General features: G+C 69.3%; 14 protein-coding genes. 7 read left to right on the forward strand and 7 right to left on the reverse strand.

The features are described from left to right. The first annotated feature begins 1,830 nt into the window (after positions 1 to 1,830). The gene (locus ACYVLP_RS18230) at positions 1,831 to 2,316 is read left to right on the forward strand and encodes a mycothiol transferase (RefSeq protein ID WP_460628755.1); all 486 of its coding nucleotides are present in this window, start codon (positions 1,831 to 1,833) and stop codon (positions 2,314 to 2,316) included. Positions 2,317 to 2,476: 160 nt separating this feature from the next. Here the strand turns inward: ACYVLP_RS18230 and ACYVLP_RS18235 are convergent, their stop codons facing one another. The 5 genes from ACYVLP_RS18235 to ACYVLP_RS18255 all read right to left on the reverse strand — a co-directional run bounded on the left by ACYVLP_RS18235 (position 2,477) and on the right by ACYVLP_RS18255 (position 11,469). Beyond that, positions 2,477 to 3,502, reverse strand: a complete 1,026-nt coding sequence (locus ACYVLP_RS18235; RefSeq protein ID WP_460628756.1) for a molybdopterin-dependent oxidoreductase — start codon at positions 3,500 to 3,502, stop codon at positions 2,477 to 2,479. 177 nt (positions 3,503 to 3,679) lie between these two features. Further along, on the reverse strand, positions 3,680 to 6,229 hold the full coding sequence (locus ACYVLP_RS18240; protein WP_460628757.1) for a glycoside hydrolase domain-containing protein: 2,550 nt from the start codon (positions 6,227 to 6,229) through the stop codon (positions 3,680 to 3,682). A 302-nt stretch (positions 6,230 to 6,531) separates the two neighbouring features. Continuing rightward, on the reverse strand, positions 6,532 to 7,920 hold the full coding sequence (locus tag ACYVLP_RS18245; protein ID WP_460628758.1) for a GH1 family beta-glucosidase: 1,389 nt from the start codon (positions 7,918 to 7,920) through the stop codon (positions 6,532 to 6,534). Between the two features lie 3 nt (positions 7,921 to 7,923). Then, a complete protein-coding gene (locus ACYVLP_RS18250) occupies positions 7,924 to 8,946 on the reverse strand; it encodes a LacI family DNA-binding transcriptional regulator (RefSeq protein ID WP_460628759.1) in 1,023 nt (340 codons plus the stop codon). Positions 8,947 to 8,955: 9 nt separating this feature from the next. Then, entirely contained in the window at positions 8,956 to 11,469 is a 2,514-nt protein-coding gene (locus ACYVLP_RS18255) for a glycoside hydrolase family 3 N-terminal domain-containing protein (protein WP_460628760.1), read from the reverse strand. Positions 11,470 to 11,778: 309 nt separating this feature from the next. Between ACYVLP_RS18255 and ACYVLP_RS18260 the strand changes: the two genes are divergently transcribed. The 5 genes from ACYVLP_RS18260 (at position 11,779) to ACYVLP_RS18280 (ending at position 17,467) form a co-directional block, all read left to right on the forward strand. Continuing rightward, the gene (locus ACYVLP_RS18260; protein WP_460628761.1) at positions 11,779 to 13,170 is read left to right on the forward strand and encodes an extracellular solute-binding protein; all 1,392 of its coding nucleotides are present in this window, start codon (positions 11,779 to 11,781) and stop codon (positions 13,168 to 13,170) included. Further along, a complete protein-coding gene (locus ACYVLP_RS18265; protein ID WP_460628762.1) occupies positions 13,167 to 14,090 on the forward strand; it encodes a carbohydrate ABC transporter permease in 924 nt (307 codons plus the stop codon). The genes ACYVLP_RS18260 and ACYVLP_RS18265 overlap by 4 nt, the downstream gene beginning before the upstream one ends. Position 14,091: 1 nt before the next feature. Then, positions 14,092 to 14,991: a carbohydrate ABC transporter permease gene (locus ACYVLP_RS18270; RefSeq protein ID WP_460628763.1), complete on the forward strand. Its 900-nt coding sequence runs from the start codon at positions 14,092 to 14,094 to the stop codon at positions 14,989 to 14,991. Positions 14,992 to 15,197: 206 nt separating this feature from the next. Further along, entirely contained in the window at positions 15,198 to 16,373 is a 1,176-nt protein-coding gene (locus tag ACYVLP_RS18275) for an acyl-CoA dehydrogenase family protein (RefSeq protein ID WP_460628764.1), read from the forward strand. Further along, positions 16,370 to 17,467, forward strand: a complete 1,098-nt coding sequence (locus ACYVLP_RS18280) for an acyl-CoA dehydrogenase family protein (protein ID WP_460628765.1) — start codon at positions 16,370 to 16,372, stop codon at positions 17,465 to 17,467. Before ACYVLP_RS18275 ends, ACYVLP_RS18280 begins: the two co-directional genes overlap by 4 nt. A 171-nt stretch (positions 17,468 to 17,638) precedes the next feature. Here ACYVLP_RS18280 and ACYVLP_RS18285 read toward each other — a convergent pair whose 3' ends face one another. Continuing rightward, positions 17,639 to 21,493, reverse strand: coding sequence for a beta-galactosidase (locus ACYVLP_RS18285; protein ID WP_460628766.1), 3,855 nt, complete (start codon positions 21,491 to 21,493; stop codon positions 17,639 to 17,641). A 223-nt stretch (positions 21,494 to 21,716) separates the two neighbouring features. Continuing rightward, positions 21,717 to 22,493 (reverse strand): DeoR/GlpR family DNA-binding transcription regulator, encoded by a 777-nt coding sequence (locus ACYVLP_RS18290; protein ID WP_460628767.1) that lies wholly within the window; start codon positions 22,491 to 22,493, stop codon positions 21,717 to 21,719. A 327-nt stretch (positions 22,494 to 22,820) separates the two neighbouring features. Here ACYVLP_RS18290 and ACYVLP_RS18295 point away from each other — a divergent pair, with 327 nt between their 5' ends. Further along, positions 22,821 to 23,693, forward strand: a complete 873-nt coding sequence (locus ACYVLP_RS18295; RefSeq protein ID WP_460628768.1) for a DeoR/GlpR family DNA-binding transcription regulator — start codon at positions 22,821 to 22,823, stop codon at positions 23,691 to 23,693. The last annotated feature ends 124 nt before the right edge of the window (positions 23,694 to 23,817 follow it).

Below are 23,817 nucleotides of genomic sequence, written 5' to 3' on the forward strand. Positions count from 1 at the left end.
AGGGCTTGCAGGGTGATGGTGATGACCAGCTGGGTGCGGGGGGTGCGGGTGACGCCGTGGGGGGCGGCCACGGCGCGTCCGATCAGTTCGAGCAGGGCGTCGGCGCGGCGGGTCGAGGCGGTGCGCGGGTCCCGCTGACCAGACCCGCTGCCGGCCGGTGCGTGCCCAGAGCCAGGGCCGGACTCGCTGCCGGACTCGCTGCTGGATCCGCTGCCGGAGCGATCGCCGGAGCTTGTGCCGGAAACGGTGCCTGAGCCGTCACCCGTGCCGCCGCCTGAGCCGCCGCCTGAGCCGTCGCCGAACTGACGGGCGAAGGCGTGGCCGGTCCGGCCGTCGCCGGGGCCGGCCTCGCCCGGTTTGGCCGCGCTGGTGTCGCGGGGCGCGCCGTCTGTGCTGTCTGCATTGTCGGCGCTGTGCGCGCTGGGGGTGCTGCTGGGGGTGTTGCTGGGGGTGTTGGTGGGTTGGGTGCAGTGGTGGTCGGGTCGGGGTCGGGCCAGGGGGTCGATGGCGGCGTCGAGGATGGCGGCGCCTTCGGGGTCCAGGCGGAGCCGGTACTCGGTGTAGGCGGTGGTGGTCCGGATCNTGAGCACGTCGCAGGAGTCGGTCATGGCGGTGGTGATGGCGTCGAGGTGCTCGGGGTCCGCGACCCGGGCCAGGTCGTCGTGGAACCGCAGGATCAACGCGGCTTGGCTGGTGCTGACCCGGCCGGTGCGGACCCCGGTGGCCAGCGCGGCCCAGCGGGGCTCGCCGGGGTGCATCGCGGCGGCGACCCGGGCCAGCGCGGGGGCGGTGGCCGGGTCCAGGTGCGGGGCCACGGTGCGTAGCCAGTCGGGCCGGGACAGCCCCTGGGTGGTGCCCAGGCCGCGGGTGTCGGCCTCGCCGGCGAGCACGGCGGTCAGGGTGTCAGCCAGCGCGCGCAGCTGTTGGGCCTGGCCCAGGGCGTGGCCGATGTCGGTCTCGGACAGCGACCAGGGCGCGATCCCCAGGGTGTGCTGCATCGTGTCCAGCAGCGACCCGAGGGTCCCGACCAGACCCTCTTTCTCACCAGTCTCGGCCGTCTCGGCGGTCTCACGGTTCTCGACGCGGTTGACGGGCTTGAAGGGGTCGGCGTGATCGAGCCCTGGTGCTGGGGCACCGCTGCCGGGCGCGGCCAGGGGTGGCGTGTCGCGCTCGGTATCGGTGCCGGTGTGCATGTCTCCAGGATAGAAGTGACCACTGACAACCGAACGCAAACGCGATTCTCACCATGCAAACGGTGTGTGTTTGGTCGGGGGAGCCAGCGGTGCGGCCGCCGGCGTTGCGGGTTGGGCTGTCGGTAGGTCTGCTGGTTCTGGTGGTGATCACCACCAGAACCAGCAGACCCACCCGCATGGCTCACCGGGTGACCAGCGGGCACGGCGGCGCGGGAGGTGGGCCGACGCGAGAGGCCGGGTCGGTGCGAACCCCGCGGCTGCGGCATACGCAGCGGGGAGGTGAGCCGACGGCAGAGGCAGGGTGGGTGCGAGGGGCGGCCGGCGCGGGGGAGGTGAGCCGACGTCAGAGGCAGGGCGGATGCGGGGGGAGGTGGCCGACGGCAGAGGCTGGGTGGGTGCGAGGGGCGGCCGGCGCGGGGGAGGTGAGCCGAGGGGAGAGGCAGGGTGGGTGACCAGCGGGCACGGCGGCGCGGGAGGTGGGCCGACGCGAGAGGCCGGGTCGGTACGAACCCTGCGCCCGCGGCATACGCAGCGGGGAGGTGAGCCGACGCCAGAGGCAGGGTGGATGCGAGCGGCGGCCGGCGCGGGGGAGATGAGGTCCGGCAGCTGCGAGAGGCTCTCGATCTAGGGTGGCGGGATGACCCGCGAACGTGATGTCCTGCTGGCCCGTCTCGCTGCCGAACGACGTCACGTCCTGGCGACCGTGGACGGCCTGAGCGAGATGGACCTGACGAGCGTGGTCGCGCCTTCAGGATGGTCGATGGCGCAGCTGCTCAACCACCTCACGTTCGACGACGAGATCTTCTGGATCGGCGCGGTCCTCGGCGCCGACGAGGAGTGCATCGGCCTGATCCAGGACGGTTGGCAGGTTTCGGTGACGTCCGGCGCGGCCGCAGTTGCTGAGTACCACCGCTGGGTGCGCCGGAGCGACGGACTGCTGACGGAGGTCGATCTCGACGCACCCCCCGGCTGGTGGCCACCGGAAGAGGTCTTTCCCCTCCCGCCCTTCGCGGATGCACGTGAGTGCGTGTTCAGGCTCCTCATGGAGACGGCCACCCATGCCGGCCATCTCGACATGGCCCGGGAGCGGATCGACGGGCAACAGCACCTGGTGGTCGGCTAGAACGCCTGCGGGCCCTGCCCTTTGGCTGCGGAAGTGCGGCCGGTGGACGGGCCAAGCCTCGGGCGGGCTCCGGTGACCTGAGTGACCGGGCGCTCACTCGACTGTGAGGATGGCGTGGCCGGACCTGGAGCTCGACGGACACCACCGATGAGTATTCGTGTCATTGCAGCGGGAACGGCGACTGCGCCCACCAAGGCTCCGGTTCGACGCTCACCTGCTCGACCCACTTGACCCACCAGAAGCCACGTCGTCCCGGCGCGACCAGCCGGACCGGCGCGCCATGACCGGGCGACAGCGGCGCACCGCCGACGTGCGTCGCGAGCATCAGGGCCCCTGCGTCCGCAGCTGGGAAGCGTCTGGTGTACCCGGTCGCCGAGCGCACGGCGATCGAGCCGCCGGGCGGGACCCCGAGCAAGGAGTCCAGCCGGACGCCGCGCCAGGTCTGCTCGGCCCACCAACCACCGGTGCAGTCCAGGATGGCCGACTCGGTCGTGACGGCCATCGCGAGCAGCTCGGCGTATGAGACCCCCAGGGGCGGCTCACCGGGCCGGCTCACCAGCAGCGTGTATGCCGCTGGGTCGATCCGGGGGACACCGTCAGTGAACCATTGGGTGACCGGCATGGCGGACGGTGCGCCGGTCCCGGTCTCATAGGACCCCGTCGCACGGCGACGCCCGCCGGGCAGACCGGCAACTGATGTGGCGGACTCGACCGCGCCGTACACGAGTGCCGCGACACCGCCGACGGCGATCGCGCGCAATGCGGTCCGCCTGGACAGGTCGCTGGCGCGGAGCCGCTGCCGTCGATGGACCACGTGGATCAGCGCGAGTGGCACGACCGCGACCGCAGAGGCGACGTGCACGGTGAGCATGCTGACCCCGGCAACCTCGAGCGGACCCAGCGTGGCGTGCAAGACCCCGGCCACCAGGCTGATGGCGAGGACGACTGTGAACACGAGTGCGAGCGCGTGCGGGCGTCGACGGCGAAGTCCGCGTCGCACGATCACGGTCTTCCAGGGGGCGAGCACGAGGATCCCGAGGCCCAGCGTGCCGTGGACCACGCTCACCACCCTGGACTCCGGCGACGAGCCGACCCCGAAAGCCAGCCAGCCCGTGACGAAAGCCCCGGCAAGGAGCACGAGCAGCGCGAGGTTGGTCCGCCGGCCCGGTCGGAGCAACACGACCATCAGTCCAGTGTGCGCGCTGTCGGCACCAACCGGACGTGGCGGCGTGCCGGCATACCTCGGGACATGAGCGGGGTATGAGCGAGGTATGAGCGGGGTACGAGCGAGGCCCGGTGGGACGGTGCGAACGCACCAGCCCCACCGGGCCCCGGAAGAGCTCCTTATCGGTCCATGGCCGCCTTATCGCCCCTTGGCGGCGGAGGCCGTCGGTCGGGTGTAGTCGGCGGCCGCACCTGAGGGTGGTGTCAGCGAGTCGGCAGCCGCCCACGTGGTGGGTCCGGTCTCGAGCGAGACTGCGATGTCAGCACCGTTCCTGATCGAGCGAAGCGGGAGCCACGAGCTCTGCTGTGCCGTGCCGTCGATGGTCATGGACCCGATGAACGGGTTCGTGACCGCGTCGTGGTCGGTGACGATGCGAACGGCCTGGTTCTTCAACCACACTGTGGTGGCTGGGAACTGGGGCGTCGAGAGCGCCAAGCCCGAGGCGGTGCCCACGGTGGGGTACATCCCCAGCGCCGCGAAGACGTACCAGCTCGACTCGGCACCCATGTCGTCGTTGCCGGGCAGGCCGTCGCGTCCGGTGCCGAACGTCACGTCCATGAGCTTCTGCACGATGTACTGCGTCGAGGCAGGGGCGCCCGCCCAGTTGTAGGCCCAAGGCGCGTTCATCCCCATCTCGTTGCCCATGTAGAAGGTCTGGCTGTCCTGGCCGCCGTTGAGCTGCTTGGCGGTCGGCACCGTGCTGAGCGAGCTGTCGATGGAGAAGAGCCGGTTGAGGCGGGCGACCGCCTGGTCCTTTCCACCGATCGCGTTGATGAGGTCGGTCCAGGCATACCCGAACGACCAGAAGTAGTTCGGCTCGGTGGACTCGTGGAACGTGCCGGGCATCAGCGGACCCGGCGTCCCCGGCGTCGTCGGCGCGGCACGCGTCGCGATGCGACCGTTCGCCTCGTCGAAGATGTTGCGCCACCAGCCGGTTCGGTCATAGAGGCTGTCGAGGTCGGCCTGGGTCACCGCGACGCGCGGGTCGGTCCGGACTTCATCGGGGACGGACGCGAGGAAGGCCGCGGCTGCCCGGTCGCTGTTGTAGCGCTCGATATTCGTCGAGGACCACTCGGGGCTCGGGTAGTAGCCGTCACGTAGGTACTGCTCGGAGCCGCTCATGCTCTTGTTGTTGTTGCACGCGCTGGTGTGGTCGAACACCGACTGCTTCACCAGACGCGCCGCGGTGGTCACGTCGAAGTCCTTGGCCCCGAAGGCATACGCCCCGGCGAGGACCGGCAGGGCGTTGTCGCCGGCCATCGGTGTCGAGTCGTCGCTGGCGTCCACCCAGTGCGGGAACGCGCCGCACTGCTGGGCGTCGACGACGAGCGACTGCATCATCTCGCTGGACTCCTTCGGCGCGAGCAGGGCCAGCAGCTGGGCCTGCGACCGGTAGGTGTCCCACATGGAGAAGCTCGTGTAATGCGTCGTGTAGCCGCCCGCGCTCCCGTCGGGCCGCGTGTAGGCGTAGTCGGCGACGTTGGCGACGGGGCGCTGCTCGACCCCGCCAGTGGTGTCGACGCCGGTCGGGAAGGGCCGCTTGGCCCCCATGCTCCGGAAGTCCCCGTTGACGTCGGAGTACACGGTAGGGGAGCCGAAGACGCGGTAGAGAGCCGTGTAGAACTTCACCAGCCTGTCGCGCTGTGCTGACGTGAGCGTGCTCGCGTCGGCGGCGTGGTCCACCTGGATCGTGTTGAGCCGGGTGTTCCACGCGGCGTCCGCCGCCTGCTGCGTCTGCTCGAAGCTGGCGGCGGCGTTCTCCGTGTGCAGGTTCAGCTTCGCGTTCGCGACGCTCACAGCAGACACGCCGACACGCATGCTCAGCGTCGGGTCGGAGGCAGGCAGGTCGTAGTGCAGCAGCGCCGCCCCGTTGGTCACCGTGTTGACGCCGGCCTCACCGGTCTGGGCGAGGGGCCGGTCGAGCTCGGCGTAGAAGTAGACGGGCGAGTTCCACGGCGTGCCATAGGGGGTACAGAATGCCGGGGCGACCGTCTGTCCGGACAGGACCCGTCCGTCGTCGCTGACGGTCAAAGACACGTGGTCCGGGGTGATCTTGCCGGCCTCGGTGCGGCGGTTGCTGTTGCCGTTGAGCCGGGTGTCGATGGAGAAGTACCCGGAGGCCTGGTCGGGGTACGTGAAGCGGGCCATCCCCGTGCGGGTCGTCGCGGTGAGGTCCACCTTGACCTTGTTGTCCATCGTGACGCCGTAGTAGCCGGGCGACGCCGACTCGGTGTTCGTGTGGAACGGAACGCCGGTCGGGACGCCGGTGCTCGAAGCCACGGCGGTCGGCGTCGAGGCGGGCATCATCCCGACAGTTCCCTGACCCGGGCACCCCACGCCGTTCAGGTGCGTGAGGCTGAAGAAGTTGATGCGACCGGTCGTGGCTGTGGGCGGGTTCAGGTATCCACCAGACCCGTTGAAGTTCGTCCGCGGCATGTCGGGGCCGAAGTTGGTGAAGCCGAACGGCACCTTGGCGCCCGGGTTGTCGTTGCCGGCATACCCGCTGGTCGCCGCGACGGCCGTGCCGATGAACGGGTTGACGTACTGGGTCAGCGGCAGCACGTCTCGATGCTGCGGTGGCACGGCGGGATGGCCGGCCGCGCTGGCCGAGCCTGCCGCAGTGGCTGCGAGGAGGCCGGCCGCCGTCAGAGCGACTGCCCACCTCCTTCTGGTCATGGACATGCGCATCCGTGGCTCTCCTTCTCCCCGACGTTGGGGCCTCTGGTCTGGCCCGGCCACGCTAGGGGCGCCCAAATCGGGAGGGCAAGGTGAATTGCCTCCTTTGTCCGATCCGTACATTCGACCGGACAAGGGCTGTCAGGGCACCGGTCAGAGTGGGTGTCCGCGCCGCGGCAGTCGAGTCGCTCGGCTGACCCGCCACCCGGCATACGCCGGGAGCCGGGCCACCACGCGTCGAGTGGTCACGTTCGTACGGGCTCCGGGCTCACACCGCCGGGCCCCGCCGACCACTCGACCTGGGTGGTATGCCGTCAGGTGGCCACGGTGCCCCGGGCGCGGATGAGGTCGCGGTACCAGGTGAAGCTGTCCTTGGGGATGCGCTGCTGGGTGGCGTAGTCGACGTAGACGACGCCGAAACGCTTGGCGTACCCCTCGGCCCACTCGAAGTTGTCCAGCAGCGACCAGCAGTAGTAGCCGCGCACGTCGACGCCGTCGCGTCTGGCCCTGGACACTGCATGGAGGTGGTCGTCGAGGTAGCGCACCCGGTCGACGTCGTGCACCTGGCCGTCGGGGTCGACGACGTCGTCGACGGCGCGGCCGTTCTCGGTGATGTAGATCGGCGGCAGGGAGGGGTAGGTCGTCTTGAGCCAGGTGAGCAGGCGGTAGAGACCGTCGGCCTCGACCGGCCACCCCATGGCGGTCCGCTCTGCGTCGTCCGCGACGACGGGCTCGGCACCGAGGTCGGTGGCCGTGCGCTGGGACGGGTCGTCGACGGCATACGGGCCCTGGGCGATGTCGCTGGGGAAGTAGTAGTTCACGCCGAGGAAGTCCAGCGGCGCCGCGATCGTCGTCAGGTCGTCCGGCTGCAGGAACGAGAAGTCCGTGATCGGCGCGTAGACCTCGCGGGCCAGGTCGGGATACCGCCCGGCCAGGACGGGGTCGGTGAAGAGCAGGTTCGCGTTCATGAGGAAGCGGTCTGCCGCGGCCCGGTCCTGCGGGCTGTCGCTGGCAGCGGAGACGGGCTGCAGGTTCAGGGTGATGCCGACCTGCGCACGTGGGTCGGCCGTCCGGATCGCCGGCACCGCGAGACCGTGCCCGAGAAGCAGGTGGTGCGCGGCGGCGACTGCCCCCTCGCCCTCGCGCCGTCCGGGCGCGTGCACCCCGATCGAGTAGCCCAGCATGGAGGAGCACCAGGGCTCGTTGAGCGTGATCCAGCGGTGGACGCGGTCGCCGAGGGCGGCGGCGACGACCGCGCTGTAGTCCGCGAACCGCCGGGCGGTGTCACGCACGGTCCAGCCGCCCTGGTCCTCCAGCGGCTGAGGGAGATCCCAGTGGTACAGAGTGATGGCGGGCTCGATCCCGTTGTCCAGCAGGGTGTCCACGAGCCGCGAGTAGAAGTCGAGCCCGGCCTGGTTGATCGGGCCGGTGCCGTCGGGCTGGACCCGGGGCCAGGCGACCGACAGGCGGTAGCTGTCGACGCCGAGGTCACGCATGAGCGCCACGTCATCGGCGTACCGGTGGTAGTGGTCGCACGCCACGTCTCCCGTGTCGCCCCCGAACACCCGGCCGGGGGTGTGGCTGAACGTGTCCCAGATCGATGGGCCGCGGCCGTCCTCGTGGACGGCTCCCTCGATCTGGTATGCCGCCGTGGCCACCCCGAAGGTGAACGCTTCCGGCCAGTGGGGGTGGGTTGTGGTCACCTGTCAGCTCCCTGCGATCGGCGCGGTCGAGCCGCGGACCACGAGCTCGGTGGCGAGCTCGACGTGGTTGTAGTCGAGCTTGGCTCCGCCGCCCAGCTGCACAGCGGAGCGCAGGGCGACGGCGCCCATCTGCCGGAGCGGCTGACGGACCGTGGTCAGGGGTGGCGACGAGACCCGGGCCATCTGCGTGTCGTCGAACCCGACGACGCTGAGGTCCTCGGGCACCCGCAGGCCCCGGGATCGGGCGGCCTCGAGCACGCCGAGCGCCATCTCGTCGCTGAACGCGAAGATCGCTGTTGGTGGGTCCGGCCGGTCCAGCAGCCAGGTCGCGCCGGCGACGCCACCTGGGTAGAACTGCGGCTCGGAACGCACGAAGTCCTCGATGACGGGGAGCCCGGCGGCGTGCATGGCGGCCCGGAAGCCGTGCATGCGGGCTTGGTTGCAGGCGGCCGACTGGGGGCCGGCAATGTAGGCGATTCGCTTGTGCCCCAGGGAGATCAGATGCTCGGTCGCGGCGACCCCGCCGGCGAAGTTCGTGGACCCCACGCTGGTCACACGGGCATGCGGCATGTTGAGACCGTCGATGACGACGATCGGCACGTGTGCCCGGGACAGCACCCTCAGGTCGATTGCGGACATGACGCCCGTCACGGCGACGACGGCCGTGCGCCCGGCCCCGGCCAGGTCGCGGGCCCAGTCGGCCGGCTCGAACCGTGCCTCCCCGGCATGGCGGACGGAGACGACGACGGCGACATCCAGGTCGGTCGCGGCTTCCAGCACGCCGTTGAGGATCTCGGTGGAGTAGGCCACCAGCTCGTCCTGGAAGAAGACCTCGATGACGGTGTCCGGTGCAGGCGGCTGACGGCGCACGACGTACTCGTGCTGGCGCAGGAGCTCCTGGATGCGGGCACGAGTGCCGGCGGCGACATCGGCGCGTCCGTTGATCACCTTGGAGACGGTGGCGATGGACACGCCTGCCGACGCGGCCACAGTGGCCAGGGTGGGGCGTTCGGTCGCAGACGTCACGTCGGGCTCCTAACCGCTTGCCGGGGACGTTGGTCGCCGACTCACTTCAACCGGCGTGACGAGCCGCCGGTCGTGTCCCACGACACGTTCGGGTCCGCTCATCGTGATGGTAGCCCGGCACGGCAGATCGGCCGCGGAGGTGCCGACGAGCACCTCGAAGTCGCCCGGCTCGACGATCCGCTGGAGACCGATGCCCGTGAACGAGGTCCGGTCGGCGTGCACGGTGAACCGAACGTCCTTCTCCTCGTTGGGTTCCAGTTCGACCCTCGTGAACCCGGCCAGCTGCTTCAGCGGCCGGGCCACCTGGGCCACCACGTCGTGCAGATACAGCTGGACCACCTCGGTGCCGGTCCGACCGCCGGTATTGCGGACGCGGACCGAGACGGTCACCTCGCCGCTGGTGTCGATCTCGGTCTCGCTCAGCCGAAGGTCGTCGACCTCGAAGGTCGTGTACGACCGGCCAAAACCGAAGGGAAACAACGGTGCCGAGTCCAGGCTGGTGATCCCGGCGCTCTCCGGGCCGCCGAGGGCCGGCTGCAGGTAGGTGCTGGGCTGGCCTCCGGCCTTGCGGGGGACCTGCACGGGGAGCTTGCCCGACGGCTGGACCCGACCCGAGAGCACGCCCGCGATCGCCTCGCCGCCGCGCTGGCCGGGCATGAAGGCCTGGACCAGTGCCGCGGCCCGGCCGTGGACATCACCCAGGGCGTAAGGGCGGCCGGAGACGACGACGACCACGACGGGCGTGCCGGTCTCGAGCAGCGCCTCGAGCAGGTCGGCCTGCACGCCCGGCAGGCGAAGGTCCTCGGCGTCGCAGCCCTCACCCGACGTGCCCAGCCCGAAGAGACCGGCCAGGTCGCCGACGTAGGCGATGCACAGATCGGCCTGGCGCGCGGCCTCGACAGCCGCGGCGAAGCCGGACCGGTCGTCGCCGCGGACGCGGCACCCGGGCTCGTGGACGATCTCGACGTCGGGCAGCTCGGTCCGGAGCGCCGCGACCCCGGACGGCACGTCCACGCCGAGGCCGATCCCGGGGTAGCGGGGCAGGACGTGGTTGGGGAAGGCGTAGCAGCCCATGAAGGTGCGCGGGTCGTCGGCGCAGGGCCCGACGACCGCGATCCGGCTGGGTTGGGCACGGTCGTCGCCGAGGAGCGGGAGCGCGCTGCCCTGATCGAGCAGGATGACCGACCGCTCGGCCATCTCCCGGGCCAGCTCCCGGTTCGCCTCGGAGTCGAGGTCGACGTCCGGGTCCGCGACCGAGCCCTCGGGCGTCCAGTCCGGGTCGAGCAGGCCCAGCTGGATCTTCTGCGCGAGGATCCGGCGGGCGGCCCGGTCGACGATCTCGACCGAGAGGTTCCCGGCGTCGATCTGCTCGACGAGGCCCTGGCCATACCCGTGGGTGTTCGGGAGCTCGACGTCGATGCCCGCGCGAAGGGCGAGCGCACCGGCCGTGTCGTTGTCGGGCGCGGCGCGGTGCATCGAGGCGAGGAACGGCACCGCCCAGTAGTCGGACACGACCGTGCCCTCGAACCCCCACTGCTCGCGCAGCAGGTCGGTGAGCAGCCACGAGTCCGCCCCGGCAGGTATGCCGTCGACGTCCGAGTAGGAGTTCATCACCGAGCCAGCCGACCCGAGGACGACCGCCATCTCGAAGGTGGGCAGGATGACGTCGAGCAGCTCGCGCCGGCCCATCGAGACGGGCCCGTGGTTGCGGCCAGTGCGCGACGCGGAGTAGCCGGCGAAATGTTTCAGGGTCGCGATGATGCCGGCACTCTGCAGACCCTTGACGTATGCCGTGCCCAGCGTCGCGACGAGGTAGGGGTCCTCACCGATCGTCTCCTCGACCCGTCCCCACCGGTAGTCCCGCACGACGTCGACGACGGGGGACAGGCCCTGGTGGACACCGACGGCCGCCATGTCGCGGCCGATCGCTGCGGCCATCCGCTCGACGAGGTCCGCGTCGAACGTGGCGCCCCACGCGATCGCCGCCGGGTAGACGGTCGCACCGAAGGTGGTGAAGCCGGTCAGGCACTCCTCGTGCACCAGCGCGGGGATGCCGAGTCGGGAGTTCTCGAGCACGACATGGTGCTGGCGCACGAGTTCCGCCGCACCTTCGGCGACGGTGAGGGGGATGCTGCCGAAGACGCGGGTCAGGTGACCGAGTCCGTGAGCGCTGGCTTCTTCGAGAGGGACGCTGGCGGCGGCGAAGACATCCTGCATCGGGGCGACGTTGAACGTCACCGCGGACTCCGGCTGCGAGGTCGACTCGGAGGTCGGCTCAGAGGTCGACGCGGACGATGACTTGGACGACGACGCGGGCGATGGCCCGACGCGGTCCTGGTCCACCTCGTCGGTGGCAAGCTCGGGCTGCAGGTCGAAGCCGACCCAGCGGCTGCCCAGCTGGCCGATCTTCTCCTCGAGGGTCAGCTGCGCCAGCAGCAGGTCGACCCGTTCGTCCACGGGTCGCGTTGGGTCACGCCAGGGTTGTGTATCGACGAGGGCTTGCGGTGCCGGGTCGGTTGTCACGGGCACTCCTTGGATCCGCGGCGTTGCTGTATCCCCATGTCATGTTTCGAAACTTTTCGAAACCCTGTGAGGTTGCACTGAGCCACCTGTCAGCGCACATCTGCGCTGGTGAGAACCACATTCGGCGGCAACTCTTTCTTGTTTATCTCGAAAACACAAGACCCCTTGACAGTGCGGTTCTCGAAACATAGCGTGCCCTTGCGATCGCATAACGTGCGTTCCTGACGGCGCCTCGCAGCCCGGCAAGAACGCTGGACTGCATGCCTTCCTGGCGTGCAGTCAAGTCATGGTCATCTGTTCACTCTCGCCGTGGCGCGGGCCACGGCCTTCGAGTTCGGAGTCAGCGTGGACCCCAACGCGATGTCCCGGCGGAATCTCCTCCGCCTCGCACTTGTCGGCACAGCCGGCGTCGGGCTGGCCGCCTGCGGCACGTCCGGACCCACCGGCGGTAACGCCGCCACTGGCGGCACCGGCGGCGGTGGCGGCGGCGGTTCTGCCGCCAGCTACTGGTTCCTCACCGGTCCACCCGGTGAGGGGATCAGGACGAACACGGTCAAGCGGTTCAACGCCGCCAACCCGTCGACCCAGATCCAGTACACGACGTTCGCAAACGACGCGTACAAGACCAAGATCAAGACGGCCATCGGTGCCGGTCAGTCCCCGACCATCATCTGGGGCTGGGGCGGTGGCGGTCTGAAGAGCTACGTCGAGGCCGGGCAGGTCGAGGACCTGACCGACTGGTTCAGCCAGAACTCGGCCGTCAAGGACCGGCTCTTCCCGTCGTCCTTCGGCGCGGCCACCGTCAACGGCAAGATCTACGCGATGCCGGCCGAGACCGTGCAGCCGATCGTGCTGTTCTACAACAAGTCGGTGTTCGACCAGGTCGGCGTCCAGCCTCCCCAGTCCTGGGGCGAGCTCATGGCACTCGTGCCGAAGTTCAACGATAAGGGCATCGCGCCGATCTCCCTGGCGGGGCAGTCGCGATGGACCAACATGATGTGGCTGGAGTTCCTCTTCGACCGCATCGGCGGCACCGAGGTGTTCCAGGCGATCTTCGACGGCCAGAAGGACGGGTGGTCGCAGCCGGCCGCCATCCAGGGGCTGACCTACGCGCAGAACCTCGTCAAGGCCAACGGCTTCAGCAAGGGCTTCTCCTCGATCGCCGCCGACAACAACGCCGACCAGGCGCTGCTCTACACGGGCAAGGCAGCCATGATGCTGCACGGCACCTGGACCTACGGCAGCATGGCGCAGCAGGGCGGCGACTTCGTGTCCGGCGGCCACCTCGGCTGGATGAACTTCCCACCGGTCGAGGGCGGCAAGGGCGACCCGACCAGCACGGTCGGCAACCCCGGCCAGTACCTGTCCATCTCCTCCAAGGCGACCGAGGCACAGAAGGAGACGGCGAAGAAGTTCTTCTCCACGGCGGTCCTCGACGACGCCGAGGTCAAGGAGTGGATCAGCAACGGCGCGGTCCCCATCGTCAAGGGGACGGACAGCCAGTTCACCGGCAAGGACGCCGAGTTCCTCAAGTTCGTTTACGGCGTCGCGAGCAACGCCAAGGTGTTCGCCCAGTCGTGGGACCAGGCTCTGAGCCCGACGGCCGCCGAGACGCTGCTCGACAACATCGCCAAGCTTTTCCAGTTGTCGATCACTCCACAGCAGTTTGCCACCGCAATGAATGCCACCATCGGCACATGACCACGCTCGCTCCAACGACGACTGCTCCGTCCGGCACCACATCCAACGTCGGACGGAGCGGCGTCGTGGGGTGGATGGCCCTGCCTGCCTTCTTCCTGTTCTTCGCATTCGGCGTGATCCCCCTCCTGGGGGTGCTCGCGCTGAGCTTCACGACGTGGGACGGCATCGGTGAGATCCACCTGACCGGTCTGACGAGCTGGAGAGCCACGCTCAGCAACCCCGGCCTCCCGCACGCGCTGCTGGTGACCTTCGAGGTGATGCTGCTGTCGTGGGCGTTCCAGACGCCTCTCAGCATTCTCATCGGCGTCTTCCTCGCGGGTCACCAGCGCTACCGCGCGCTCTTCGCCGTCCTCTACTTCGTGCCGCTGCTGCTCAGCTCCGCCGCGATCGCGGTGGCCTACAAGGCGCTGCTCGACCCGAACTTCGGGCTGGGTGCGGGCCTGCACCTCGACTTCCTCTCCCAGGACTGGCTGGGGCAGGGGAACCTCGCACTCTTCACCGTCGTGTTCATCGTGTCCTGGCAGTTCATCCCGTTCCACTCACTGATCTACCAGGGCGCGGTCCGCCAGATCCCGGACTCGATCTTCGAGGCGGCCGAGATCGACGGCGCGGGGCGTTTCCGCAAGTTCTGGAACATCACGCTCCCGCAGCTGAAGAACACGATCATCGCGTCGTCGACGCTGATGATCGTGGGGTCCCTGACCTTCTTCGACCTGATCTTCGTGCTCACCGAAGGCGGCCCGGGTGATGCCACCCGGGTGCTCGCGCTGGACATGTACAAGACGGGCTTCCAGGCCAACCTCATGGGGCAGGCCAGCGCGATCGCCCTGATCCTCGTCCTGGTCGGCGTGGCCCTGGCCCTGATCCTGCGGCGGATCGGCGGCGGCAGGGAAACCTCCAGCCAGCTGGAAGGGGCCTGACATGGCGACCGCGACGACGGACACCAAGACCCCGCCGGCGGCCCAGGCTCCGCGATCGGGAGGGCCCGGTAGACGCAGGCGCCGCAACGAGCGCCCCAACTGGGGCGGTGCCCTGTTCGGCCTGCTCTGGCTGTTCATCGTGCTCATCCCGGTGTACTGGGTCGTGATCACCAGCTTCAAGACGCAGGCCAACTACTACGCGATGAACCCGCTCCAGCCGCCGACGAACCCGACGCTCGACAACTACCGGTCCGTCCTGAGCAACAACTTCCTGCAGTTCTTCTTCAACAGCGTCATCGTGGCTTTCGGGACGCTCGTGCCGGCGGTCTTCGCCTCGTTCATGGCGGCATACGCGATCGTCCGAAGCCGCGGGCGGCTCCTGAGGTACGTCAACGGCCTGTTCCTCATGGGCCTCGCGATCCCGCTGCAGGCGTGCATCATCCCGGTGTACCTGATCATCATCAAGCTCCAGCTCTACGACAGCCTGCTGGCGATCATCCTGCCGTCCATCGCGTTCGCCATCCCGCTGTCGGTCCTGGTGCTGTCCAACTTCGTCCGTGACGTGCCCCAGGAGCTGTTCGAGTCGATGCGGGTCGACGGCGCCACCGAGTGGCGGATGCTCTGGCAGCTGGCGTTCCCGCTCACCAGTCCTGCGCTCGTCACCGTGTCGATCTACAACGGCCTCACGGTCTGGAACGGGTTCCTCATCCCGCTCATCCTGACCCAGAGTCCGGACAAGCGGACCCTGCCGCTGGCCGTGTGGTCCTTCCAGAGCCAGTACGGCGTCAACGTGCCCGCCATCCTGGCGTCGGTGGTGCTGACGACCCTGCCGATCCTCGTCCTCTACGTGATCGGTCGCCGTCAGCTGGTCAGCGGCCTTACTGCCGGCTACAGCAAGTAGGCGGTCACCGAGCCAGGGACGCAAGACCCCTCAGCCGTAGCGGGAGCGGAGCCCAAAGCTCCGCTCCCGCAACGGTTTTCGGGACCGCGTCTGTCGCCCGCACAGGCCGGCTGAACCGGTCGGCTGGAGCTTGTCCATGGGGATCGGAGGGACAAGCGGGCCGACCTGGTCGAGACTGTCAGCGTCCACGTCTTGAGGAGGCAGCTGTGCTGGAGGAGATCCGGCGTCGGGTGGCGGACTTCCTGGCCACCCACGACCCCGCCACGACGGACCGGCTCGACTTCCTGCGCGCCCGGTTCGATGCCGGGCTCGCATGGGTGCACTACCCGGTCGGGCACGGTGGCCTCGGGGTCGACCAGGCGCTCCAACCCGAGGTCGACCGGCTGTTCGGTGAAGCCGGGTCGCCCGACAACCAGGCGCGCTCCAACGGAATCGGGCTCGGCATGGCCGCGCCGACCATCCTCGCCTTCGGCACCGAGGAGCAGAAGCAGCGCTTTCTGCGCCCGCTGTGGACAGGCGAGGAGATCTGGTGCCAGCTGTTCAGCGAGCCGGGTGCGGGCTCGGACCTCGCAGCCCTCGGCACCCGCGCCGTCCGCGACGGCGACGGCTGGGTCGTCAACGGGCAGAAGGTATGGACCTCCGGTGCGCACTTCGCGCGCTTCGCGATCCTCGTCGCACGGACCGACCCGAACGTTCCCAAGCACCGCGGCATGACCTACTTCCTCTGCGACATGACCGCTCCCGGCGTGGAGGTGCGGCCACTGCGGCAGATCACCGGCGAGGCGGAGTTCAACGAGGTCTTCCTCACGGACGTGCGGATCCCAGACAGCCAGCGGCTCGGCGACGTCGGGCAGGGCTGGGTGGTTGCGAACGCCACGCTCAACAACGAGCGCGTCGCGATCGGGGGACGGGCGACGCCGCGCGAGGGCGGCCTGGTCGGCGTCGTCTCCCGGACCTGGCGCGGGCGGCCCGAGCTCCACACGCCTGAGCTGCACGACCGGCTCCTGCGGCTCTGGGTCGAGGCCGAGGTCGCTCGGCTCACCGGAGCACGGTTGCGGCAGAAGCTCGCCCAGGGCCAGCCCGGTCCAGAAGGTGCGGCGATGAAGCTGACCTTCGCCCGGCTCGCGCAGCAGCTCTCGGGCCTCGAGCTCGAGCTGCTCGGCGAGGAGGGGCTGCGCTACTCGGACTGGACGATGGTCCGGCCCGACCTCGTCGACTTCACCGGCCGCGACGCCGGCTACCGCTACCTGCGTGCCAAGGGGAACTCGATCGAGGGAGGCACGTCGGAGATCCTGCGCAACATCGTCGCCGAACGCGTGCTGGGGCTGCCGGCGGAGCCACGCGTCGACAAGGACGTCCCGTGGAAGGAGATCCCGCGATGAGCGAGACGGCCGTGCATGACCTGCTCTACACCGATGTCGAGGAGGACCTGCGCGCCAGCGTGCGCGATCTGCTTCGCGTCTCGTGCGACGCCCGGTCCGTGACGGCGATGTACGACGGTGACCGGTCCGTCGTGGCGCCACTGTGGAAGGCGCTCTCGGTCGACCTCGGCCTCGCCGGCCTGCTCGTCCCCGAGGAGCGCGGCGGTCAGGGCGCCTCCGCGCGCGAGGCGGCCGTCGTCCTCGAGGAGCTGGGCCGGGCCGTCGCACCGGTGCCGTTCCTCACCAGTGCAGTCGTGGCCACCACACTCCTGCTGGAGTCCGGCTCGCCGCTCGTCGCCGCGCTGGCGGCGGGGGAGCGCGCCGCAGCGCTGGCGGTTCCGTGGTCGACCGCCCCGCACCGTGACCTGACGGCCCTGCGCCTTGACGATGGCCGGGTCACCGGCGTCGTCACGAGCGTCGCCGGTGCACGTGAGGCCGACACGCTCCTGGTGCCGGTGGCCGGGCCGGCCGGTCTCGCGGTATGGGCTGTGCCCGCGTCTGCGGCGACGGTCACTCCGGTCATCTCCCTCGACATGAGCCGACAGCTGGCGGATGTGCGCCTCGACGGCGTGCCCGGTGAGCTGGTCCTCGCTGATGCCGAGCCGGCCCTGCGCCGGGCGCTTGGTGCAGGCGCTGCGCTGCTCGCCTCGGAGCAGCTCGGGGTCGCGCGCTGGTGTCTGGAGACGAGCGTCGCCTACCTCAAGCAGCGGCGGCAGTTCGGTCGGGTCGTCGGCGGTTTCCAGGCGCTCAAGCATCGGCTTGCGGACCTCTACACCGGCGTCGAGTCTGCGGCGGCGGCCGCCAGGTATGCCGCAGCCACGCTGGCGGCCGACGATCCGGATGCGCCGGTCGCGGCATCCGTGGCCCAGTCGTACTGCAGCGATCTCGCAGTCCTGGCCGCAGAGGAGGCCGTGCAGCTGCACGGCGGGATCGGCATGACGTGGGAGCACCCCGCACACCTGTACCTCAAGCGCGCCAAGTCCGACCAGATCGCCCTCGGCACCCCAGGGCGACACCGGGCCCGGCTCGCGACCCTGGTCAACCTCACCCCCTGACCCCGCGCGCCTCTTCCCCACACTCCCCCGCAACACACCCGGAAATCGCAAGGTCAGGACGGTTGCAACTGTCTTGACCTTGCGATTTCCGGGTGTGTTGCCAGGGCGGGACCCCGTGAACAGGCCGAAGGCCCGGGCCTGCAGGGCCCGGGCCTTCGGTCAGCTGTCAGGTCAGCCGTTGCAGATGACCTGAGCGCCTGCCCAGTCGGCATTGTCGTGACCGTTTCCGTCCCCGCCGTCGCCGACCTGGAGGGTCAGCTGCTGCACGCCGGTGACGTCCGCGGTCAGGGTCTTGGCCGCGCTGGTGCCGGTCATGGGGCCGGAGGCCGCCACCGTCCTGCCGTCGGCGAGGACGGTGAAGGTGACGCTGCCCTTGCCGCCGGCACTGTCGTCGAGACCGACGTCAGTGTTGAAGGACGTGCACGCACCACCGAGGTCGATCACCACGCTGCTCACCGAGTTCGTGCCGATGCCCTTGGCGTAGGTCGCCCCGCGGATCGTGATGGGCGTGCCGTCGCCGGCGCCGTTGCCGCCGACGTTCGTGTCGCGCTCGACCGGGCCGTAGCCGTTGGTCGCCGACACGAAGGGCAGGTCGCTGAGGTAGGCGAGCCCGCGCTGTTGGAGCGTGAGGGAGTATGCCGCCCCCGTCCGTGACGCGGAGTCGCCCCCTGCGTAGGTGACCAGGGCTGCGACCGAGTAGGCGCCGCCCGCAGCGTCGTCGCCGACGGTGACCCGCCAGCTCAGTGGCGCCGAGGCGCCCGCCGCGAGTGTGGCCGGAGCACCGTCGACCGGGGTTGCGGTCCAGCCGCTGGGCACGGCCAGGCTGGCCGCGACGTCGGTCATGGTGGCCGCTGCGTCGTTGCGCACCGTGCCGCTGACGGTGAACGTGTCGCCCGCTTTCGGGTGTGCCGCGATGTCGTTGCTCGCCAGCGGGGTCACCGAGGCGCGACCGGGAAAGGTCGGCTGGCCGTACACCTTGGCGTTCCAGCTGGGGGCATTGACCTGGCGGACCTTCACGCCGCCCCGGACGGTGCCCAGGTCGGTCAGCGTCACCTTCTCGGGACCGTTGCCAGGCCCGCCGTCACTCGTCACGGCCAGGGCGATGGTGTTCTGGTCGTGCGGGTTGAGGATGCCGTTCGGGACCACGAAGGTGTGCTGCGGGCCGACGTTGGCGATGTACTGCCCGACGTTCCAGCCGTTGACGTAGATCAGGGCCCGGTAGTTGGCGTTGGAGTGTGCGGTGCTCGGGTCCCCGATCGTGATGCCGATGGACGAGTCGTCCTCGGTCGGGACGTCGAGCGTGACGTTCGTGCGGTACCACGTGGTGCCCGGTGCGGCACTGCTCTGTGGCAGCGTGGTGCTGGACCAGGAGCCGTCGGCGTAGCCGGGCAGGTGCCAGCCGTGCCGCTCCCCGAAGAGACCACCGGCGTTCATCACGCCGCGGGCCGGGTCGACGATGTCCTCGCCTCCGAGGTTGCCCTGGACACGCCAGGTGATGGCCGGCTGAGCGGCCGCGCCGGTGGAGTCGGTGTATGCCGCCGAGATGAGTCCGCGGCCCTCCTTGTGGGCGTCGTTGGTCCCGCCGTCCTCGTTGTGGCCGTTGTTGCGGACCATCACCGAGAGCACGTGGTCACCGTCGGTGCGCAGGGCCTCAGGCACCGTGAAGGTGGCGGTGCCGCGGGTGGGCGGGCTGGCAACGCCTGAGCTCAGGACGTTCTGACCGAGGTAGACCCCGTCCAGCCACGCCTGCAGCATGCCGGCCCCGCCGCCGCCGTAGGACAGGGCGATGGTGCTGGCCGTGCCGGCCGTGCCGGCCGCGCCGCCGACGGAGTAGTGGCCGCGGTACCACACGTCGCCCTGGTGGAACCCGTAGTCGTCTGCGGTCAGCACGGGCTGCCCGGCCGGAGGCTTCGTGGTGGAGTTCGTCGACGTCTTGCTCGCAACCTGCCAGGAGGAGTCGTCGAAGCCGGGAGCCGACTCCGCCGAGTCCGCTGCCGTCTTCCAGGTCGCCTGGCTCAGGTCCGGAAGCGTCACCGGCACGGCGCCGCCGAGCTGGCTGCTCGCCTGAAGGCTTCCCCCCGGCTGCGGGGTCGTGGGGACAGTCTGGCCGTTCCACACGACCGAAGAGACCCCGGCCGGCGTCCAGACCTCGAGGTCGGCGGCATCCTTGGTGTCGCCGGTGAGGTGCAGGCTCGCCCCCTGCAGGGTCGCGTTGCGCACCAGCTCCGGCCCGCGGGCCAGGACCGGCCCGTTGGCGGTGTCGGTCTGCCAGAAGGTGCCGGCTGTGTCGGTGTCTGTGAGTAGCAGGGTCAGTGGAGCGCGGCCGCCTCCCGTGATGCGCACCTCGGCCACGCCGTCGTGCGAGTAGTCGAGCCGCAGGTCTCCCGTGGCGGCGTCGAAGCTGCTGCTCACAGAGCCGTTGAGGACCTGGACGCTCGGCTCGTCGCTGTAGCGAAGGACCGTCTCGCCGTCCTCGCCCTTCGGCGCGTAGAGCAGCGCCAGCTGGCCGGTCGAGGTGTTCAGGTGGGTCATGATCTGCGACGTCGAGTAGACCAGGTGCGGGCTCGATTCGCCTGCGGCAGAGTCGAGGTCGTAGTCAGCCACCAGGATCTTCGAGTCCTGACCGTTGATCCGCAGCGTTCCCTGCTGTGGCACGGAGTAGCTGCCGTCGGCGGTCTGGACGGGGAACGTGAACGTGTTGTTGGTCGTGGCGGTGGACGGGTTGTGCATCGCGATGTAGAAGTGCGTCCCGGTGTCCGGGTTGACGTCGTTGTAGATCTTGATCGCGGTGTTCGACGGGGTGACCGTGTTGCCCTTGTCCACCTTGGTGATGGGGCTGACGCTCTGCAGCATCAGGCCGAGCTGTTTCATCGTGGTGGCCTTGGGCCGGATCTGCCGCGCCTCGCTGATGGAGGCGCCGTAGTCATAGGAGCTGTATACGACCGGTGCCGGCAGCCAGCCCCACGACGTGCCACCGAAGCTCATGTACACGCTGTGGATGGAGAGGCGGTTGGCGATGTCGGTCCCGTAGGTGACGCGCTCGTACCCGGAGCCCTCCTGCAGCGACATGCAGTCGTAGCTGCCAGGGCCGCCCCAGAAGTCGAACCAACCGCCGCCACGCTCTGCGACGAACCCTGGAGTGTTCGGTGAGGCGGTCGATCCGCCGGTCGCACCACCGGAGCCCCAGATGCCCCAGTCGGGCGCTGCCGTCGGCGAGCCCGGCGTGTTGTTGGTGTGGCACGAGCCACCGCCGTACCCGTCGAACGCGTAGAGGTCGTTGGGGCCCACCACGGTCCCACTGACGTTGCTGCCGGCGGGGACCCACTTGCCGTTACGGCCCTTGTCGTTGTGGAAGATCGGCACAGATATGCCGTCGGCGCGCACCTTGTCGTAGAGGTGCTGCATGTAGTTCTTCTGGGCGGTGCCGGTGGCGTCCAGCTCGTTCTCGATCTGGTAGAGGATCACCGAGCCCGTGCCGTTGGTGAACTGATGGCGCGAGAGGATCGCGTCGATCTGGCCCAGCCACTCGTCGGCCGCCGCGAGGTGGTCGGGGGCGTCGCTACGGGCCTTGCCCGGCTGGGTCGTGAGCCAGCCCGGGTACCCACCGCCGTTGGTCTCGGCATTGATGTAGGGGCCCGGACGGGCGATGACGTACAGCCCGACCTCCTGCGCGATGTCGAGGAGCTTGTCGATGTCACGCACGCCCGTGAAGTCGTACACACCGGGCTTGGCGGAGTGGTACGCCCAGTCGAAGTAGAGCGAGACGGCGTTGTAGCCCTCTGCCTTGAGCTTCTGCAGCACGTCGCGCCACTCGTCAGGGCTCGGGAGCCGGAACGAGTGGAACTCACCGGACCAGATGTACGTCCGCTGCCCGTCCAGCATCAGGGAGTACTTGTCGAACGTCACCGTGTGCGTCGATGCTCCCGCCGACGGAGCGCTCTGGGCAGCCGTCGAGGCGGTCACGGTCGCGGCGGATGCACCGCCAGGAAGGGCCAGGCCGGCGCCGATGGCGACCGTGGAGATCATGGCCAAGGTGGTGCCCGTACTGGTCAGTCGACGGGCTCGGGTCGATGGAGGCTTCGAACGTGACATGGTGCCTCTCCGTTGAGGGACTCATGCGAAGGAGGCTTCGCATGGTTCGAATGTGTGAAGACGTGTTTGACTTTGCAGGTTTTCGATCGAGTGTGTCAAGACTTCGGGCATGGACGTCTCACGAAAGGTCCTGCGGCCAGCGTGACTCAGGCGTCCCTCACGCCTCGGAGTCCGCGATGACGAGCTGTCCCACCCGCTCGGCGAGTGCCTCCCTCGCCGCCGTCGGCATACCGGCGTCTGTGACGAGCACGTCGATCTGCTCGAGCTCGGCGAACGAGCTGAGCCCCGCGATGCCCCACTTCGTGTGGTCCGCGGTCACGACGACCCGCTTCGCGTTGTGCACCAGCTCACGGTTGGTCTGGGCCTCAGCCAGGTTCGGGGTCGACAGGCCGGCGGTCTCGTCCATGCCATGGCAACCCAGGAAGAGCAGGTCGTAGCGCAGGGACCGGATGACCATGTCGGCGACTGGACCCACGAGGGCATCGGACGGCGTCGGCACACCCCCGGTGAGGATCAGCGTCCGGTCGCCCGGGGCGTTGTGCAGTTCGCCTGCGACCCGAAGGGAGTTCGTCACGACGATCAAGCCCGGGATGGTGACCAGATGCTTCGACAGGGCCCAGGTGGTCGTCCCTCCGGAGAGCGCGATCGCCGAGCCGGGCTGGACGAGACGCGCGGCCGCGAGGGCGATGAGCTCCTTCTCCTCGTGCTCGCGCGTTGCCTTTGTCGCGAACTGCGGCTCCTCCGTCGTCACCATGTCGACCACCGTGGCGCCGCCGTGCACCTTGTCGACCAGCCCCCGGCCCGCCAGGACGTCGAGGTCGCGGCGGATCGTCATGTCGGAGACGCCGAGCAGCTGGGTGAGGTCGACGACGCGGACGCCGCCATGCTCGCGCACGTACTCGAGGATCGCGGCCTGGCGCTGGCGGGCGAGCATGCTTCCTCCTGCGAGACGGGACTGCCGCGGCCCTGGGTCGTCTGCGAGGATCCCACCGCGGGTGTCTGAATCTAAACAGATAATGTTGGAAAGCGTGCGGTCTTGGGCATCTCGAAGGCGAACCGAACGGCATACGTCTGTTTGCGAGCCTTTCCGCCTACCGCGCGTGACGGTTTCGAAAGGCCATCGACTGTCCGAACCGAAAGTCACAAGGTGGTCACGGGAGCCGTTCGTGCGGCAGGCAGTCGAGCGTAGGTTCCGAAAACGCAAGCGCAATGCCAAATTTGGGTCTTGACGTGACACCCAGCTCGTGGTTGCCTCCTCGTCGTGACAGAGAAGTCCTTCGGCGCCGTGGATCTCCCAGCAGCGCTACGCCGTCGGAGGGCCCTGGCCATGATCACCGAGCGCGGGTTCGTGCCCATCGGTGAGCTCGCGGACGCGTTCGGCGTCTCCCACGTCACCGCACGCGCGGACGTCGACGGGCTGGCCGCGCGGGGCCTGGCCCAGCGGGTGCGTGGCGGGGCTCTCGCCTCGCGGGTCAGCCAGGCGGAGCGCCCGTTCGAGGAGAGCGAGGGCGCCGAGGCGCAGGAGAAGACCGCGATCGGCGCCGCGGCGGCGGCCCTGGTCTCCTCGGGGCAGACGGTGATCCTCGACGTCGGCACGACCACGACAGCGATCGCCCGTGCCCTCGTCGCTCGCACCGACCTCGAGTCGGTCACCATCGTGACCAACAGCCTGACCATCGCGGTCGAGATGGAAGCGGCGCTCGACCGCTACGCCGTCCTGGTGACCGGTGGCACGCTGCGCCGGATGCAGCACTCCCTCGTCGACCCGATGGGAGCGCTTGTGCTCGAGCGGTTGCACACCGACCTGGTGTTCCTGGGCTGCAACGGAGTTGACCGGCGCGCGGGAGTCACCAACATCAACCTGCCTGAGGTGACGATGAAGCAGCGGATGCTCGCAGCATCGCGCCGCAGTGTCCTCGTCGCCGACGGCAGCAAGATCGGTGCGACGTCGCTGGCCCGGATCTGCTCGGTCGACGATGTCGACCTGCTGCTGACCGGTGCCTCGGCGGACGCCCAGCAAGTGGAAGAGCTGCGTGCGACAGGTCTCGACGTGCAGGTGGTCGAGTCGGACGTGGCGACCGACGGAACGTCGGGGCAGGACGTCCCAGCGACGGTCAGTGACAAGGACAGATAGCCGATGTCACTGCCACGTCTGAGACCAGATCGACCAGCGGGGGCTGGCAATCCCGTGGGTTGATTCTGCGGGTTTTCGTTTATTGGGAGCTGCCGGGGCCGTGGTGGTGTCGGTGTGTCGGGTT

The sequence above is a fragment of the Intrasporangium mesophilum genome, from assembly GCF_054783095.1.